The organism is Streptomyces sp. NPDC006544 (genome assembly GCF_040611715.1).
In the GTDB taxonomy this organism is placed as follows: domain Bacteria; phylum Actinomycetota; class Actinomycetes; order Streptomycetales; family Streptomycetaceae; genus Streptomyces.
This window is the reverse complement of the sequence record NZ_JBEXOV010000036.1, coordinates 17,857-34,515: the sequence shown is the minus strand read 5'-3', so window position 1 is coordinate 34,515 and position 16,659 is coordinate 17,857. Positions and strand designations below refer to the sequence as shown.

At 74.9% G+C, this 16,659-nt stretch carries 7 protein-coding genes; 6 read left to right on the top strand and 1 reads right to left on the bottom strand.

All coding sequences use genetic code 11. The features are described from left to right. Positions 1-415 precede the first annotated feature (415 nt). Both pabB and ABZY44_RS18530 read left to right on the top strand, forming a co-directional pair. On the top strand, positions 416-2,596 hold the full coding sequence (gene pabB / locus ABZY44_RS18535; RefSeq protein ID WP_356655094.1) for an aminodeoxychorismate synthase component I: 2,181 nt from the start codon (positions 416-418) through the stop codon (positions 2,594-2,596). Further along, positions 2,593-3,519 carry an aminotransferase class IV gene (locus tag ABZY44_RS18530; protein ID WP_356655022.1) on the top strand — a complete coding sequence of 309 codons (927 nt, stop codon included), beginning with the start codon at positions 2,593-2,595 and terminating at the stop codon, positions 3,517-3,519. Before pabB ends, ABZY44_RS18530 begins: the two co-directional genes overlap by 4 nt. Before the next feature lie 39 nt (positions 3,520-3,558). On the opposite strand, the gene ABZY44_RS18525 is transcribed toward ABZY44_RS18530, so the two are convergent. Continuing rightward, on the bottom strand, positions 3,559-4,557 hold the full coding sequence (locus ABZY44_RS18525) for a LuxR family transcriptional regulator (protein ID WP_356655020.1): 999 nt from the start codon (positions 4,555-4,557) through the stop codon (positions 3,559-3,561). A gap of 155 nt (positions 4,558-4,712) precedes the next feature. On the opposite strand from ABZY44_RS18525, the gene ABZY44_RS18520 reads away from it, so the two are divergent. From ABZY44_RS18520 to ABZY44_RS18505, 4 genes are read left to right on the top strand one after another with little or no spacing between them, the layout of a single operon-like run. Then, positions 4,713-6,116, top strand: coding sequence for an MFS transporter (locus ABZY44_RS18520; RefSeq protein ID WP_356655018.1), 1,404 nt, complete (start codon positions 4,713-4,715; stop codon positions 6,114-6,116). Then, positions 6,076-9,429, top strand: a complete 3,354-nt coding sequence (locus tag ABZY44_RS18515; protein WP_356655016.1) for a beta-ketoacyl synthase N-terminal-like domain-containing protein — start codon at positions 6,076-6,078, stop codon at positions 9,427-9,429. Before ABZY44_RS18520 ends, ABZY44_RS18515 begins: the two co-directional genes overlap by 41 nt. Further along, a complete protein-coding gene (locus tag ABZY44_RS18510) occupies positions 9,426-15,218 on the top strand; it encodes a MupA/Atu3671 family FMN-dependent luciferase-like monooxygenase (protein ID WP_356655014.1) in 5,793 nt (1,930 codons plus the stop codon). Before ABZY44_RS18515 ends, ABZY44_RS18510 begins: the two co-directional genes overlap by 4 nt. Continuing rightward, positions 15,215-16,636, top strand: coding sequence for a M18 family aminopeptidase (locus ABZY44_RS18505; protein ID WP_356655012.1), 1,422 nt, complete (start codon positions 15,215-15,217; stop codon positions 16,634-16,636). Before ABZY44_RS18510 ends, ABZY44_RS18505 begins: the two co-directional genes overlap by 4 nt. Positions 16,637-16,659 lie beyond the last annotated feature (23 nt).

The following is a 16,659-nucleotide window of genomic DNA, read 5'->3' as shown; positions in this document are numbered from 1 at the left end:
CCCGAGTTCCCTCGCGGAGAGCGCCTGACTGGCCGGATTGTGTTTGACAGGGCGGGAACTCCCTGTACGGTCTCCCAGTGTTGAACGGGGAGAGCATTTGCTCCCGGGTTTCTCGTACGGGGAATCGGGAGATGTCCGGAACGTGGCGCGGGGCGAGGCCCGGTATTCGCCCGCCCAGAAGTGGGCGGACCTTCCGGGCCGGCTGGAGCCGGCACCTGCCGGCCGGCCCGGTGGCCTGCGGCGGCATCTCCATCGAGCGGTCCGACCGGACCGCTTCGTCCGCCTGAAATCCAAGCGTCCGAATCTCTCGGTCGAACCCCGGCTGTTCTCGGTGCGCGCAATACCTTGCCGCCCTGGCCTGGTCGGATTCGACAACCTGATCGAATCCGTCCCTCCATGACCTCGTGAGGTGAGTATGCGCACGCTCCTGGTGGATAATTACGACTCCTTCACCTTCAATCTGTTCCACCTCCTGGCGGAGGCGAACGGGCAGGAACCCGTCGTCATCCGCAATGACGAGCCCGGGTGGAATATCGGCGACCTCGAGGGATTCGACAACGTCGTCCTGTCCCCCGGTCCCGGAACACCCGAACGCCCCGAGGACTTCGGGATCTGCGGCGAGATCGTCCGCGCGGCGGACCGCCCGGTCCTCGGCGTCTGCCTCGGCCATCAGGGCATCGCCCACCTGAGCGGCGCCTCCGTCCTGCGGGCCCCCGAGCCCCGCCACGGCCGGGTCTCCCCCGTGGAGCACACCGGGACGGGCCTCTTCGCGGGCATACCCTCGCCCTTCGACGTCGTGCGCTACCACTCGCTCACCGTGGCCGACCTGCCCGAGGACGTCCTCGAAGCCACCGCGTGGGCGCCGGGCGGCCTGCTCATGGGCCTGCGGCACCGTGAACGCCCGCTGTGGGGCGTCCAGTTCCACCCGGAGTCCATCAGCAGCGAGCACGGGCTGCGGATGATGCGGAACTTCCGCGACCTCACCGCCCGTTGGCAGGAGGACCACCCCGCGACGCGTGCCGTCGTACCGGCCGCTTCGGACATCGCGCCCGCCCGCCCCGCCCCGGGCCGGCACCTGCGCGTCCTCACCGAGCGGCTGGCGACCGACTGGGACGCCGAGATCGTCTTCGACGAGCTGCTGCGCGGCGGGAACCACGCCTTCTGGCTCGACAGCAGCCGCAGCGACGGCGCCGTGGGCCGGTTCTCGATCATGGGGGACGCCTCGGGCGACCTGGCCCGCGTGGCCACGGCCGACGTCTCGGCGGGCACGGTCACGGTCGTGTCCGAGCGGGACGGCGTCCGCAGCGCGCAGGTGGCCCGGCGCCCCTTCTTCGACTGGATCGACGAGGACCTGAAGTCCCTGCGGGTGGAGCTGCCCGAACGCTCCGAGAACCCCTGCAACTTCGCCCTCGGCTGGGTCGGCTACCTGGGGTACGAACTCAAGGCGCAGTGCGGCGCGGGCCCGGTCGTCCACCGCGCGCAGGAGCCCGACGCCACGATGGTGTTCGCCGCCCGAGCCCTGGCCTTCGACCACCTGACCGGCACCACGCACCTCCTCGCCCTGGCTCCCGCGGATCCCGCAGCCCAGGGCCCCGAAGCGGTCGCCCTCGACGCGTCCGCCCGCGCATGGCTGCGCACCACCGCCGGTCGGCTGCGCGCCCTCGCCGGGAGGACGGCGGACGCCGACGTGCCCGCGCAGCCCGTGGACGCCGGCGACCTGAGCCTGCGGCACGACCGGGACGCCTATCTGGAGCGCATCCGGCGCAGCCAGGAGGACATCGCGGCCGGCGAGACCTACGAGGTCTGCCTCACCAACGAGCTGCGCAGCGAGGCGAAGGTGGACCCCTGGGAGGGGTACCGCTTCCTGCGCCGCACCAGCCCGGCGCCGTTCGCCTCGCTGCTCCTCTTCGAGGACCTGGCCGTCCTCAGCACCTCGCCGGAGCGGTTCCTGCGCGTCACGGCCGACGGGCTGGCCGAGTCCAAGCCGATCAAGGGCACCCGGCCGCGCGGCGCCACCCCGCAGGAGGACGAGGCCCTGCGGGCCGACCTGCGGAGCAACGAGAAGGACCGCTCGGAGAACCTCATGATCGTCGACCTGGTCCGCAACGACCTCGGCCGGTGCGCGGAGGTCGGCTCGGTCCACGTGCCCAAGCTGTTCGACGTGGAGACCTTCGCCACGGTCCACCAGCTCGTCAGCACCGTACGGGCCCGGTTGCGCCCCGGCGTGAGCGCGGTGGAGTGCGTCCGTACGGCGTTCCCGGGAGGCTCCATGACCGGCGCCCCCAAGATCCGCACCATGCAGATCATCGACGACCTGGAGGAAGGGCCGCGCGGCGTCTACTCCGGAGCGATCGGCTACTTCTCCCTGTGCGGCGGCGCCGACCTCAGCATCGTCATCCGCACCGCCGTCGTGACCCCGCAGGGCATCCGTTACGGGGTCGGGGGAGCCATCGTCGCCCTCTCCGACCCGGACGACGAATACGAGGAGACGATCACCAAGACCACCCCGCTGCTCCGCCTGCTCGGCACGGGCTTCCCCGGAAGCGACCCCGGCCAAGCCCCGGAGGCGGCCGCCGGGGCTACGGTGGACCGATGAGCGTGCGGATCCGGCAGGGCGGGGCGACCGAGGCGACGGGACCGACGGGCCCGACCGGCCCGACCGAGCGGGGCGGGGCGCCCGGGCCGGGGGCGGCGCCCCGCGGCGAACGGCTCTTCGCCCTCACCCCGTCCGGGTCCCTGCGCGAGGTCCGCGCCACGCGGGCCCGCGGCGAGCTCCTCGCCGCGGACTCCTGGCTGGTCGCCGACGACCGGGTCCGCGCCCTGGACCGGCACCGGCGTCGCTTCACCGCCACCTGCGCCGGGACCGAGGGCGTCCCCGAGGAGCTCCTGGAATCCTTCTGGACCGCCATGACGGCCCTGCTGCCCCGCGATCCCGGCCCGTGGTTCCCGCGCGTCGAGCTCGAGCGGGCGCCCGCGGACGCGCACCCGGACACGGTCCTGCCCGGGGGCCACCGGCTGCTCTGCCGGCTGCGCCCCGCCCCCGCACGCGGCACGTCCGCCCGGGTCTGGGGCCTGGCCGTCTGCGATCCCCGCCGGGCACCCCGGCACAAGGGGCCGGACCTGGACGCGCTGGCCGCCGTACGGGGAAGGGCGGCGGCCGCGGGCGCGGACGAGGCGCTCCTCGTCACCGCCGACGGGGTGGTGCTCGAAGCCGCCAACTCCTCGCTCCTGTGGTGGGAGGGCGACGCGCTGTGCCACCCGGCCGCCGAGCTGCCCGTCCTGCCCGGGGTCACCGCCTCGCTGCTGCTGGAGCACGCCGCGCGGACGGGCGTGGAGGTACGTCCCTGCCGGCGCCGGCTGTCCGCCCTGGCCGGACGGGAGGTCTGGGTGGTCAACGCCCTGCACGGACTGCGCCCCGTCACGGCCTGGACGGGCGGCTCCCTCCCGGCCGGCGAACCGGTGCGGGCCGCCGCCTGGCAGGCGTGGCTGGACGGCCTCGGGGAGCCGCTGCCGGGGTGAGCGGGGGCGCCGCGCCGCCGGGGGAACCGGGCACGGATCTCAGCCCGACGGTTCCAGGAGCCCGGAACCGGCCAGCAGGTAGCCCAGTTGGGCCCGGCTGCCGCTGCCCAGTTCCACGGAGACCTTGCGGATGTGCTCGGCCACGCTGCGCCGGCTCATGCCCAGGCGCCGGGCGATCGTGCTGTCCGTCTCGCCGCCGACCACCGCGCGCAGGATGGTCTGCTGGAGGTCGGTGGTGACGATCGGGCTGCGCGGCGCCGGCCCCCCGTGGGGGACCGGCGTGGAGCGTTCCCAGACCTGCTCGAAGTAGCGGGTCAGGAACCGCACCAGCGAAGGCTCGCTGATGTGCAGGGCGCCCCCGCCCGGCTCGTCGGACAGCGGCACGAAGGCGTGTTCCTGGTCGCAGATGATGACGCGCTCGAGGACCTCCGCCTGACTGCGCACCTCGCCGCCCGCCGCGGCGATCCGCTCGATGTACCCCATGGTCGGCCGGTGGGTGTGGACGGTGTGCTGGTAGACGGTGCGCTGGCGCACTCCCCGCCGGAGCGCCCGCAGGTCCCGGTCCAGGGCCGCCGCCAGCGCCGATTCCGGCCGCCCGCCGCCGGGTTGCACCGTGCGCAGTTCCTGTCGGCAGCCGCCCACGGCCGCCTCCAGCGCCGAGTCGACGACGTTCTTGCCGACGAGCCGCACCAACGAGGGCCGCGCCGCGTGCTGTTCCCGCGCGTACACGGCCTCGAAAGCGGACAGCGTGGCCCTGGCGGAGTCCATGGCCCTGACCTGCTCCGCGAGCAGGTCCTCCAACGGCGCCATCGTCGCGAACGTCGCGGCGGCGGGCGTGAGGGGGACGGCGTGCGCGGGGTCCCCGGCCTCCTCCACGACGAGGTGGAGCCGCCACAGACAGGCCGGCACGTCCTCGCGGGGTACGCGGCCCTCGCGCAGCGCGGTGCGGTAGACGGCCAGACCCGTCCCGCAGGGGCGGGGGTCCGCGGGTGATTCGCCGCAATCGTCTCCGGCTGTGCCGACATGACCTCGCTTCACAACTGTGCACATTACATTTGTGCATCCCCCCGTGCGCATGCGTCCGGCGCGGCCGGCTGCCTATGTTGGCCCGGTACTCCGTGCGCGTGTTCGAAGGGGAAGTCACTCATGTCCGACTCGGTTCGAGCCGACGCCCTCTCGGTGCGGGTCCGTTCGTGACGTCCGGCACGACGTCCGGCACGGCACTGAAGGAGCGTCGCTACCGGCTCCTGGTCGGCGGCTACGCGATCTCCTCGTACGGCACCTTCCTCAACCTGATCGCGCTGAACCTGTACGTGTACGCGGTGACCGACCGGGCCCTGGCCGTCGGCGTGTTCCTCATCGTCCGCTTCGCCGCCGGGTTCCTGACCGGCCTGGTGTGCGGCCCCCTGCTCGCCCGCTGGTCCGCGAAGAGCGCCATGCTCTGGGCCAACCTGTTCCAGGCAGCGGCGATGGTGCTCCTGGTGGCGGCCCCGGACGGGTACCGCACGGCCGCGCTGTTCACCGTCTCGGCCGCGGTCGGCGGCGCCGGAACCCTGTTCATGGTCGCGTTCCGCAGCTCGGTCCCGCACATGGTCGGCGAGGGCCGCACCACGTGGGCGAACTCGCTGATGGTCAGCTGGCGTTCGCTCGCCATGGTGGCGGGCTTCGCCTCCTCGGGCCTGGTGGTCTCCCTGCTGGGCTACACCGCGGCCTTCCTCGCGGACATGGTCACCTTCCTGGTCTGCGCCCTCGCCGTCGCCCTGCTCCCCACCGGCCGGGGCCGGCCGGACGGCGAGGACGGCGAGGACGAGGACGGCGAGGACGGCGAGGGCGGCGCGCAGGACGCGGGGAGCGGCGGAAAGGGGGCCGGCCGGGCCGGCGGGACGGGGAACGCGAAGGGCAAGGTCCGCTCCTCCGCCGCGCTCGCCGCACTGGCCACGGCCCCCGCCCTGCTGCTCATGGTGGCGCTGCGCGGAGTCGACGCACTGGGCTCCTCCTCGCACAACGCGGCGCTGCCCGTGTACTCCACCCGGCTGGACACCGACGACCCGGCCGTCTTCGTCAGCGTCTTCTGGTGCGTGTGGGCCGTCGGCAACGTCCTCGTCCAGCAGGTGCTGCGCCGCTACACGCGGCGCACGCAACGCTCGGTCGGCGCCCTCGGCTTCGGGCTCGGCACCATCGCGATGTCGGCCACCTTCGTCCTGGCCTTCGCCGGGTTCCCCTGGGCCGCGACCATCGTGGTCGCCGTGCTCGCGGGGGCGGCGGACGGGCTCACCGAGGTCGCGTACACCTCCCACCTGCAGACGTTGCCGAGCGGGCTGCGCACCCACGCCTTCGGCCTCTCGGCCACCGTGGAGAACCTCGGCTTCGGCATCGGCATGATCGTGGTCGCCACGGCGCTCGATTCTTTCACGCCCCTGTCGGTGGTCGCCGTCGCGCACGGCGCCGCCATCGCCGTCGCCCTGGTCTTCGTGGCCCAGGTGCTGTGGCAGCGCGGTGCGTCGCGCAGGGCCGCGGGGAGCGAAGGGGAGGGGAACGGCAATGCAGGACCGGCGCGTGGCAGTCATCGGGATGGCGCTGAGGTTTCCGGGCGCTGACACGCCCGAGCAGTACTGGCGCGACATCGTCAGCGGCACCTCGCACGTACGGCCCTTCACGGACGCCGAGTTCGAGGCGGCGGGCCTGCCCGAGGAGCTCTACCGGGAGCCCGGTTTCACGGGATCCAGCGCGCTCCTGCACGGCATCGACGGCTTCGACGCCGCCTTCTTCGGGATGAGCGGCCGCGAGGCCACCCTGACCGACCCCCAGCAGCGGCTCTTCCTGGAGTGCTGCCACCACGTCCTCGAGGACGGCGGGTACGCGGGTACCGCGGACAGGGTCGGCGTGTACGCGAGCACCGGCTACCGCCTGTACTCGCTGCACAGCTACCTGGCCGCCCAGATCGGCGCGCCGGGAAGCGGCGCGGACTGGGCCGAGGTCAAGCAGATCCAGGTCGGCAACTACGCCGACTTCACCGCCAACCGGGCGGCCTACCGGCTCGGCCTCGAAGGCCCGGCGGTGAACGTCGCGACCGCCTGCTCCAGCGGGCTGGTCTCCGTCCACCTGGCCGCCCAGGCGCTGCTCGCGGGCGACGCGGACCTGATGGTGGTGGGCTCCGCCGCCCTGCACCTGCCGCAGGTCACCGGGCACCGGCACGTCCGGGGATCGACGATCTCCCCGACCGGCGCCGTACGGGCCTTCGACGCGGCGGCGGACGGCACGGTCGGCGGCAACGGGGTGGCGGCCGTCCTGCTCAAGCCGCTGGCGAAGGCACTGGCCGACGGGGACACCGTGCACGCCGTCCTGCTGGGCTCCGCCGTGACCAACGACGGCGCGGGCAAGGCCGGTTTCGCGGCGCCCGGCGTCGCGGGCCAGCGGGACGCGGTGCTCGGCGCCCTGGACCGCGCGGGGGTCGGGGCCGACACCATCGGATACCTGGAGGCGCACGGGACCGGCACCTACAAGGGCGATCCCATCGAGTTCTCCGCGCTCACCGAGGCGTTCCGCCGGCACACCGGCCGCACCGGCTTCTGCGCCCTCGGCTCCACCAAACCCGCCATCGGGCACCTGGACAGCGCCGCGGGCCTCGCCGGGCTCATCAAGGCCGTCCTCGTCCTGCGGCACGCGACCGTGCCCCCGCTGGTGAACCTCACCCGGCCCCATCCGCTGCTCGGCGTCGAGGACAGCCCCTTCGTGCTGCCGCGCCGCGCCTCGCCCTGGGCGGCGGACGGCCCGCGCCGCGCCGGCGTGCACTCCATCGGCATGGGCGGCACCAACGCACACGTCATCCTGGAGGAGGCCCCGCCCGCCCCGGCCAGGACCCCGGGCGCCCCGGTGCCCGGCCTGCTGCCGCTGTCGGCGCAGAGCCCCCGGGCCCTGGAGGACAGCGCCCGCGCACTGCGGGACACCCTGCGCCGCCGCCCGGACCTCGACCCGGCCGACGTGCTGACGACCCTGGGGCTCGGCCGCCGCCATCTGCGCCACCGGCTCGTCGTCACCGCGCCCCGCGGGGACGTGGCCGGGGCGCTCGACGCGTTCCTGACGGACTCCGCCCGTACCGGTTCCCGCGCCGGCGCGAGCACGGGGAACGCCGCCTACCGCACCGGAACGGTGGAGGCGGACCGGGTGGTCGTGCCCGCCTTCGTCTTCAGCGGTCAGGGCAGCGGCCGCCCGGGGATGGCCGCCGCGCTCGCCGGCCGTTTCCCCGTGGTGGCCGAGACCTTGCGGGAGTGCGCCCGCGTGCACCGGGAGGAGACCGGCGAGGACACCTTCCTCGAGCGGCTGGTCGACGGTGCGGGCCCCCGGCAGTGGGACACCGCCTTCGCCCAGCCGGCCATCTTCGCGCTCCAGGTCGCCCAGGTCCGGCTCTGGAGGCAGCTGGGCGTGGAGCCCTCCGCCGTCGCCGGGCACAGCGTCGGGGAGTACGCGGCCCTGTACGCCGCGGGCGCCCTGTCCGCCGAGGACGGCATGCGGCTGCTGTGCGTCAGGGGCCGGCTCATGCAGGACACCGAGCCCGGCGCGATGCTGGCCGTCTTCAGTCCCCTGGAGCGCGTGCGCGAACTCCTCGACACCCTCGGCCGGCCCGAGGGCGGGGAACCGGCGTACGGGCGGCTCGAACTGGCCGTGTCCAACGGGCCCGCCCAGCACGTGGTCGCCGGCCGTCCGCAGGCGGTGGAGGCCGCCCGCGCCTGGCTCGCCGTGCGCGGGGAGGCGAGCGAGCCGCTACCCGTGGACCGCGCCTTCCACACCGCCCTGCTCGACCCGATGCTGGACGCATGGCGCGCCGCCGCCGAGAAGACCGAACTCAGGCCGGTCCGGACCGAGTTCGTCAGCGGGCTCGACGGTACGGCGCATCCGCCCGGATGGCTGCCCGACGCCGGCTACCTCGTGCGCCAGGCCCGGCGGACGGCCGACTTCCACGCCGTCCTGCGCACGCTGGCAGCCCGGCCCGTCCTGGTCGAACTCGGACACGGCGCGCCCCTGTCCGCCCTGGCCCACCGGGCCGTGCCCGGCACCCCCTGCCTCCCGACCCAGCAGCAGGGCAGCGGCCCGGACGGCCTGTGGGCCGCCGTGGCCGGGCTGCACTGCGCCGGAGCCGGGATCGACTGGACGGCGCTCCTGGACGGCTGTGCGGGACGGCGGATCCCTCTGCCCACCTACCCGTTCCAGCACCGGTCGTACTGGACCGGCCCCCCACCGCATCCCGGTCCCGCGGCCCGCTCCGGCAGCACCGCGGACCCCGCACACGAGAACGAAGGCTCCATGGAGGACGGCATGACCGAACAGGACGTACTCGAGCGGGTACGCGAACTCACCGCGCGTCACCTCGGCTACGCGGTCGACGAGGTCGGTGCCGGGCAGACCTTCATCGGCCTCGGCGCGGACTCGCTGCAGCTCATCGGCCTGCTGAGGCAGCTGGAGGGCGAGTTCGGGGTACGGATCGCGGTCCGCGACGTACTGGAGGACGCGGGGACGCCGGAGCTGACCGCCCGCCTGATCGCCTCGCGCAGGGGCGCGGCGGCTCCCGCGGCCCCCGCGTCCGCCCCGCGCCCCGCCCCGCTCACCGCCGCCGCGCCCTTCGTGACCGCGGCGCGGTCCGTCGCGGTGCCGGGGGCCACGGAGCCCGCGCCCGCGCCAGCGCCGGCTCCCGCGGTGCCCGTGGCCGTCTCCGCTCCGGCACCGGCTCCGGCACCGGCAGCGGCAGCCGTGCCCGTGCCCGCGCTCACGGCGGAGTCCGCGTCCGTGGCCGCGTACCGGTCCGAGCTGGCCGAGCTCCGCCGCCAGATCGACGTACTGGCCCAGACGCAGGCCGCCATGCTGGTCCAGCTCTCCGAGGCGGTCGCCCTGCTCGGCGCCGAGCGCGCCCGATGACCACGAGCGCGGCGGACCGGGCCGCGGAACTCTCCCGGCACCTCACGGCGCAGCTCGCGGCGGCCAAGGAGCGCCTCGCGGCCCCCGCCGCCCGGCCCGCTCCGGCCCCCGCCCCCGCTCCCGCCCCCGCCCCGCGGCCGTCCCCGGCCGCCGGTCAGGCACCCGAGCCGCACGGTCCGCGCGTCACGCTCCTCCCGGGCTCCGGCATGGCCGGCGACGGCGCCGACGCCGCCCAGCGCGCCCACGCCGCCGGCCTCGCCCGCCGCCTGACCGAGCGCACGCCGACCTCGAAGGAGCTGGCGCAGAGCCGGCGCGCCGTCCTCGCCGACAGCCGGGCCGTCGTCGGGTTCCGCCGCTCCACCAAGGAGACGCTGTACCCGCTCGCGGCCCGCTCGGCGCACGGCGCGCGGATCACGGACGTCGACGGCAACGACTACACCGACATCACGATGGGCTTCGGGGCCCTCCTCTTCGGCCACGAGCCCGAGTTCGTCACCCGCGCCGTACGGGAGCACCTCGACTCCGGTCTGCGCTTCGGACCCCGGCCCGTCGAGGCCGGCGAGACGGCCCAGCTGCTCGCCGACCTCACCGGCCTGGAGCGCGTCGCGTTCGCCAACTCCGGTACGGAGGCCAACTCGGCCGCCCTGCGCCTCGCCCGGGCCGCCACCGGGCGCGACCGCGTCGTCATGTTCCGCGGCTCCTACCACGGCCACATCGACTCCGTACTGGGCCGCCCCGGCCCGGACTCCGGCCGCGCCGTGCCCGTCACCCGCGGTATCCCGGACAGCGCCGTCGCAGAGCTCCTCGTGCTGGAGTACGGCAGCCAGGAGGCCCTGGAGACCATCGACGCGCTCGGCGACACCATCGCCGCCGTCATCGTCGAACCGGTCCAGTGCCGCAACCCCGGCCTGCGCCCGGCCGAGTTCCTGCGCACCCTGCGCGCACTGACCCGGCGCCGCGGCATCGTGCTGCTCTTCGACGAGATGCTCACCGGCCTGCGTCCGCACCCGCGCGGCGCGCAGCACCACTACGGCGTCGTCCCCGACCTCGCCACCTACGGCAAGGCGCTCGGCAGCGGCTTCCCCATCGGCGCCGTCGCGGGCCGCGCGGACATCATGGACGGGGTGGACGGCGGCTTCTGGCGGTACGGCGACGACAGCCGCCCCGAGGCCGAGACCACGTTCTTCGGCGGCACGTACATGCAGCACCCGCTCTCCATGGCGGCGGCCAAGGCGGTCCTCACCCACCTCACCGCCGAGGGCCCCGGCCTCCAGGAGCGGCTGAACGCGCGGACCGGCGCCTTCGCCGACGACCTGAACGCGTTCTTCCGCGACGAGGAATTCCCCCTGGAACTCGCGCACTTCGGATCCATGTTCCGCTTCACCCACCGCGCCGACATGGAGCTGCTCTACCAGCACCTGCTGCTGCGCGGGATCTACGTGTGGGAGTGGCGCAGCTTCTACCTGTCGACCGCGCACACCGACGGCGACGTCGAGCGGGTGTCCGACGCGGTGAAGGACTCGCTGCGCGCCCTGCGCGAGGGCGGCTTCTTCCCCGTCACCCGCCCGCGTTCCCGGCCGCGGCCGCAGCCGCGGCCGCAGCCCGCGCGGCCCCGGCCGGCCCCCGACTTCGGCCTGTACTTCTTCGGCGACCACCCGGACGCCGAAGGGGCGGGCCCCACCGGCGCGTACGAGCAGATCGTGCGGACGGCCCGCTTCGCCGACGAGCGCGGCTTCAGCTCGCTGTGGGTGCCGGAGCGCCACTTCCACTCCTTCGGCGGGCTCTTCCCCAACCCGTCCGTACTGGCGTCCGCGCTGGCCCGGGAGACCAGCCGGATCCGGCTCAACGCCGGCTCCGTGGTCCTGCCGCTGCACGACCCGGTCCGGGTCGCCGAGGAGTGGTCGGTCGTCGACAACCTGTCCGGCGGAAGGGTCGGCATCGGCTGCGCCACCGGCTGGCACGCCCAGGACTTCGCCCTCCACCCGGACCGGTTCGCGCGCCGCGAGGAGATCGGCTTCGCCCACCTCGACGACGTACGGACGCTGTGGCGGGGCGGCCCCCTGCGCCGCACGGGCGGCGACGGCCGGGAGACCGGGATCCGGATCCACCCCCGCCCCGTACAGGACGAGCCCCCCATGTTCCTGGCCACCTCGGGGCGCCGGGACTCCTACGAACGGGCCGCGGAGCGCGGTCTGGGCATCGTCACCAACCTGATGAACCAGACGGTCGCGGAGCTCGCCGAGAACATCGCCCACTACCGCGAGGTGCGCGAGCGGCACGGCCTCGATCCCGACGCGGGCCGGGTGACCGTACTCCTGCACACCTACCTCGGAGACGATCACGCGAGCGCCCGCGCGCAGGCGCTGGAGCCGATGATCCGCTACCTGCGGTCCTCGCTCCAGATGCGCTCCGCGGCCGGCGCCGCCGGCGGCGGCCCGCAGGACGTGGCCGCGGCGAGCGACGAGGACCTGGACTACCTCTTCCGCCGCGCGTACGACCGCTACTGCGACGAACGCGCCCTGATCGGCACGCCCGAGACCTGCACCCCGATCGTGGAGGCCCTGCGCGCCGCGGGCGTGGACGAGATCGCCGCGCTGGTCGACTTCGGGATGCCGGCCGACCTGATGCGCGCCGGGCTCGAACACCTCGACGCGCTGCGCGCACGGCACCACGAGGACGCCCGGCCGGCCGCCGACTCGTCCGCGCCCGCGACCGACGCCCAACGCCGGCTCTGGCTCGCCGCCCAGCTGATCGGCGACCGCGCCGCGTACAACGAGGTCCAGGCGGTCCGGCTGCACGGCGTGCTGGACGAGGGCGCCCTCGGCGCCGCCGTCGCGGGCCTCGTGGAGCGGCACGCTGCGCTGCGCACCGTGTTCCGGGCGGGCACCGGGGAGGAGACGGTCCAACAGGTCGTCCGGGCCTCGCCGGACATCGCGCTGCGGCCGACCGACCTGCGCGGCCGGACCGGGGAGGACGCCGACGCGGCCGTCGCCGCCGTCATCCGGGAGGAGAGCACCCGGCCGTACGACCTGGCCGAGGGACCGCTGTTCACCCCGCGCCTGCTGACCCTCGGCGACGAGGAGCACGTCCTGGTGTTCGGCATGCACCACATCGTCACCGACGGGCACTCCGCCACCCTGCTCGCAGCCGACCTCGAGGAGTTCTACTCCGCGGCCGTCGAGGGCCGCGCCGCACGGTTCGACGGGCCCGCCGGCACCACGCTCGGCGCCGCGGAACCCGACGGGGACCCGGCCGACCTGCGGTGGTGGCGGGACCACCTCGCCCCGTTGCCGCCCGTGCCCGCCCTGCCCACCGACCGGCCGCGCGGCCGCCGGGTGGCCGGGAGCGGGGCGGCCGCGGAGATCCGGCTGGACGGCGGCCGCACCACCGGGCTCCAGGAATGGAGCGGACGGCGCGGCGTCACCCTCTTCTCCACGCTGCTGACGGCCTGGCAGCTCGTCCTGCGCGAACGGTCCGGGCAGGACGAGTTCGTCGTCGGCTCCACCTTCGGCCGGCGCACGCCGCAGACCGCCGGCACGGTCGGTTTCCACGCCTGCGTACTGCCGCTGCGCGCCGCGCTGACGGACACGACGGCTCTGACGGACGCCGTGCGGGCCACGCGCGACGCCCTGTTCGACGCGGACGCCCACCAGTACGTCGACCTCGACGCGCTGCTGGCGGCCGTCAACCCGGACCGGGGCAACCCGCGGCCGCTGATCACCGTGTCGGCCGATCTGGACACGGCCCCGCTGACCCGGGTGAACCTGCCCGGACTGCGCGCGCGGGAGGTCGACGGCGGGACGGAGTCGGCGCCGCTCGAGATGGCCCTGATGGCCGTCCGCACCCGCTCGGGCCTGCGCCTGCGCATCCGCTACGACGCGGACCTCTTCGACGCCGGGACGGCCGCGGGCTACCTGGACGACCTCGACCGCGTCCTCACGGCCATGACGGACGGAGCGGCCGAACTGGTCCGGGACACCGCACGGGTGGCTCCGGCGCGTGCGGCGTCGCGGGCCGGGGGAGGGGACGCCGGGCGGGGCGCCGAGCCGGTCGTCACGGAGGAGCTGCGCGGCCTGTGGAAGGCCGTCCTCACGGCGGAAGAGGTGGCCGACGACGCCGACTTCTTCGATCTCGGCGGGAACTCGATCACGGCGATCCGCCTCGTCAACCGCGTCCGGGAGGCGCTGGACGTCGACTTCTCCCTGGCCGACTTCTTCGCGGACCCCCGCCTGGACGCGATGGCCCGCCAACTGGCCTCCGGCGCGGCGCAGGAGCGGCCCGCACCGCCCGGGGCACCCGGTCGCACCGAGCCGGCCGAGTCAGTCGGCCCCGCTCCCGCTCCCGTTCCCGCCGCTCCCGCTCCCGTTCCCGCCGCCCCCGCCGTTCCCGCCGCTCCCGGCGACGGAGCGGACGGAGCCGTCGTCGACCGGGCCAGGGTCAGCGACCAGCAGGACCGGATGATCGCCGGGCACTACTCCTTTCCCCAGCCGCAGATCTGGAACGTGCCGACCAGGATCCGGTTCCGGGGCGCCCTGGACCCCGACGCCCTGCGCACGGCGCTCACCGCACTGGTCGCCCGCCACAGCGCCCTGCGCCTGCGCTTCGTCCAGGACGAGAAGGGGGACTGGTGGCAGGAGGTGCTCGCGGCCGGACCGGCGCCGCTCCGGACCGACGACCTCACCCGCCTCGGGCCCGCCCGGCGCACCGCCCGGGCCGACGAGGTGTGCCTTCGGCAGGCCGAGACCCCCATCGACATCACCCGCACCACGCTCGCCCCGCTCAGGCTGCTGCGGGTCGCCGAGGACGAGTGGCTGCTGATGTTCACGCTGCACCACATCTGCGCCGACGGCTGGTCCCACTCGTTGCTCGTCTCCGAACTCGCCGAGCTGTACGCGGCGGCCGCGGCGGGCCGGGCGCCCGCGCTGGACGCGCCCGCCTCCCAGCCGACGGACTACGCCCGCCACCAGCGGAGGGAGAAGAGCGCCGCCGTCGAGGCCCGGCGGGCCGCGCACTGCGCCGCGTACCTGCACGGCGCGCCGGTCCGGGTCGACGTCCCCACGGACCTCCCCCGGCCCGAGAAGCTCAGCGGCGACGGCGACACCGTGCGCGGGCAGCTCCCCGCGGCCGCGCGCACGGCAGTCGAAGCGCTCGCGGCCGCCCGCCGGGTGACCCCGTTCGCGGTCTGCGCGGCGGCGCTCGGCGTACACCTGGCGCGGCTGTCGGGGGAGCGGGACGTCCTGATGAGCGTCCCGTACGCGAACCGCGAGGGAGCCGAGTTCGAATCGCTCGTGGCGCTGACCACCACGGCCGTCATGGTCCGGGTGCGCATCGATCCGGACGAGACCTTCGCCGAACTGGTCGGCCGGACGGGTGCGGAGGCCCTGGCCGTCATGGCCAACGTCCTGCCGACCGCGCGCATCATGCGGGCGATGCGCGAAGCGGGGGCCACCGAGGTCCCCGACCGGGTCCCGTACGTCCTGGCGTTCCAGAACTACCCCGACACCGACATCGAGATCCCCGGCCTCCGGGTGGACGTCGAGGACCTGGCACCGCCCGTGAGCCGGGCGGAGCTGGCCTTCGGCCTCTCGCCGCGGCGGGACCCGGACCTGGGCTACAGCACCTTCCTGGAGTACTCGGCCGACCTGTGGGAGCGGGAGACCGCCGAGGGCCTCCTGTCCTCCTACGCCGCGCTGCTCGCCGATCTGAGCGCCGACCCCGACCGTCCGATGGCGGCGCTGCTCGCCGCCGACGGCGCCCACCCGACGCCCCGAGAGGCGGAAGCCGAATGACAGCGGCCACCGACACCAGTCACGACACCGACACCGACACCATCCACGGCACCGGCACCGGCACCGGCACCGGCCGCGACCGCGGCCCCGCGCCCGCCGGCGCCCTCCAGGGCGACGACGGCGATCGCGGCCACGCCGAGGACCTGCTCGCCTTCCTGCGGGAGGGAACCTCGCCGTACCACGCGGTCGCCGAGTCGGCCCGCCGCCTGGAGAAGGCCGGATTCACGGAGCTCGGAGAGCGCGACGAGTGGAGCGGCCGCAGCGGCGGCAGCTTCATCGCCCGCGCCGGCGCCCTCGTCGCCTGGTACGTCCCCGAGGGCGCCCCGGCCCACGCGCCGTTCCGCATCATCGGCGCCCACACGGACTCCCCGAACCTCCGGGTCAAGCCGACGCCCGACACCGGATCCGCGGGCTGGCGCCAGATCGCCGTGGAGATCTACGGAGGGGTCCCGCTCAACACCTGGCTCGACCGGGACCTGGGCATCTCCGGACGGGTCACCCTGCGCGACGGCACCTCCGCCCTCGTCAGGATCGACGAACCGCTCTTCCGGGTACCGCAGCTGGCCATCCACCTGGACCGCACGGTCAACGACGGGCTCGCCCTCGACCGGCAGCGCCACACAAAGCCGATCTGGTCCCTGGGCGCCACCGAGCGGGGCGCCCTGCTGCGCCGGGTCGCCGGCGCGGCCGAGCTTGACGCCGAGCAGATCCTCGGCTGGGACCTGATGCTGCACGACGTACAGCCCCCCGGGTTCCTGGGCGCGGAGCGGGAGTTCCTGGTGTCCTCGCGCCTGGACAACCTGCTGTCCGTGCACGCGGGCGTCGGCGTCCTCACGGCGGCCGCCGCCGGGGCCCGGTCCGCGAACCCCGGGCCGGACGGCCCCCCGCGCATCCCCGTGCTCGCGGCCTTCGACCACGAGGAGTGCGGCAGCGGCTCCGAGACCGGCGCCATGAGCCCGCTGCTGGAGCGGGTGCTGAGCCGCTCCGTCGATGCCCGCGGGGGCGGGAGCCAGGACTTCTCGCGGGCCATGGCCGGCTCGTTCTGCGTCTCGTCCGACATGTCGCACGCGGTCCACCCCAACTTCAGTGAGCGGCACGACCCGGACACCCACCCGCTGCCCAACGGCGGTCCCGTGATCAAGGTCAACGTCAACCAGCGCTACGCCACCGACGGCACCGGCATCGCCGCCTTCGCGGCCGCGTGCGAGCGCGCCGGCGTGCCGTGGCAGCGGTTCGTGTCCCACAACGCGATGGGCTGCGGCACGTCGATCGGGCCGATCACCGCGGCCCGGCTGGGCGTGACCACCGTCGACGTGGGCGTGGCCGGCCTGTCGATGCACTCGGCGCGCGAGCTGGCCGGGGCCCGGGACCCCGGCCATCTGACCCGGGCCCTCACCGAGTTCGTCATGACGGGCTGATCCACGGGCCGGCACCACCCCGG

Coding starts and splice junctions, on each gene's coding strand:
- ABZY44_RS18505 (WP_356655012.1), top strand. CDS start 15,215: ATGACAGCGGCCACCGACACCAGTCACGACACCGACACCGACACCATC.
- ABZY44_RS18510 (WP_356655014.1), top strand. CDS start 9,426: ATGACCACGAGCGCGGCGGACCGGGCCGCGGAACTCTCCCGGCACCTC.
- pabB (WP_356655094.1), top strand. CDS start 416: ATGCGCACGCTCCTGGTGGATAATTACGACTCCTTCACCTTCAATCTG.
- ABZY44_RS18530 (WP_356655022.1), top strand. CDS start 2,593: ATGAGCGTGCGGATCCGGCAGGGCGGGGCGACCGAGGCGACGGGACCG.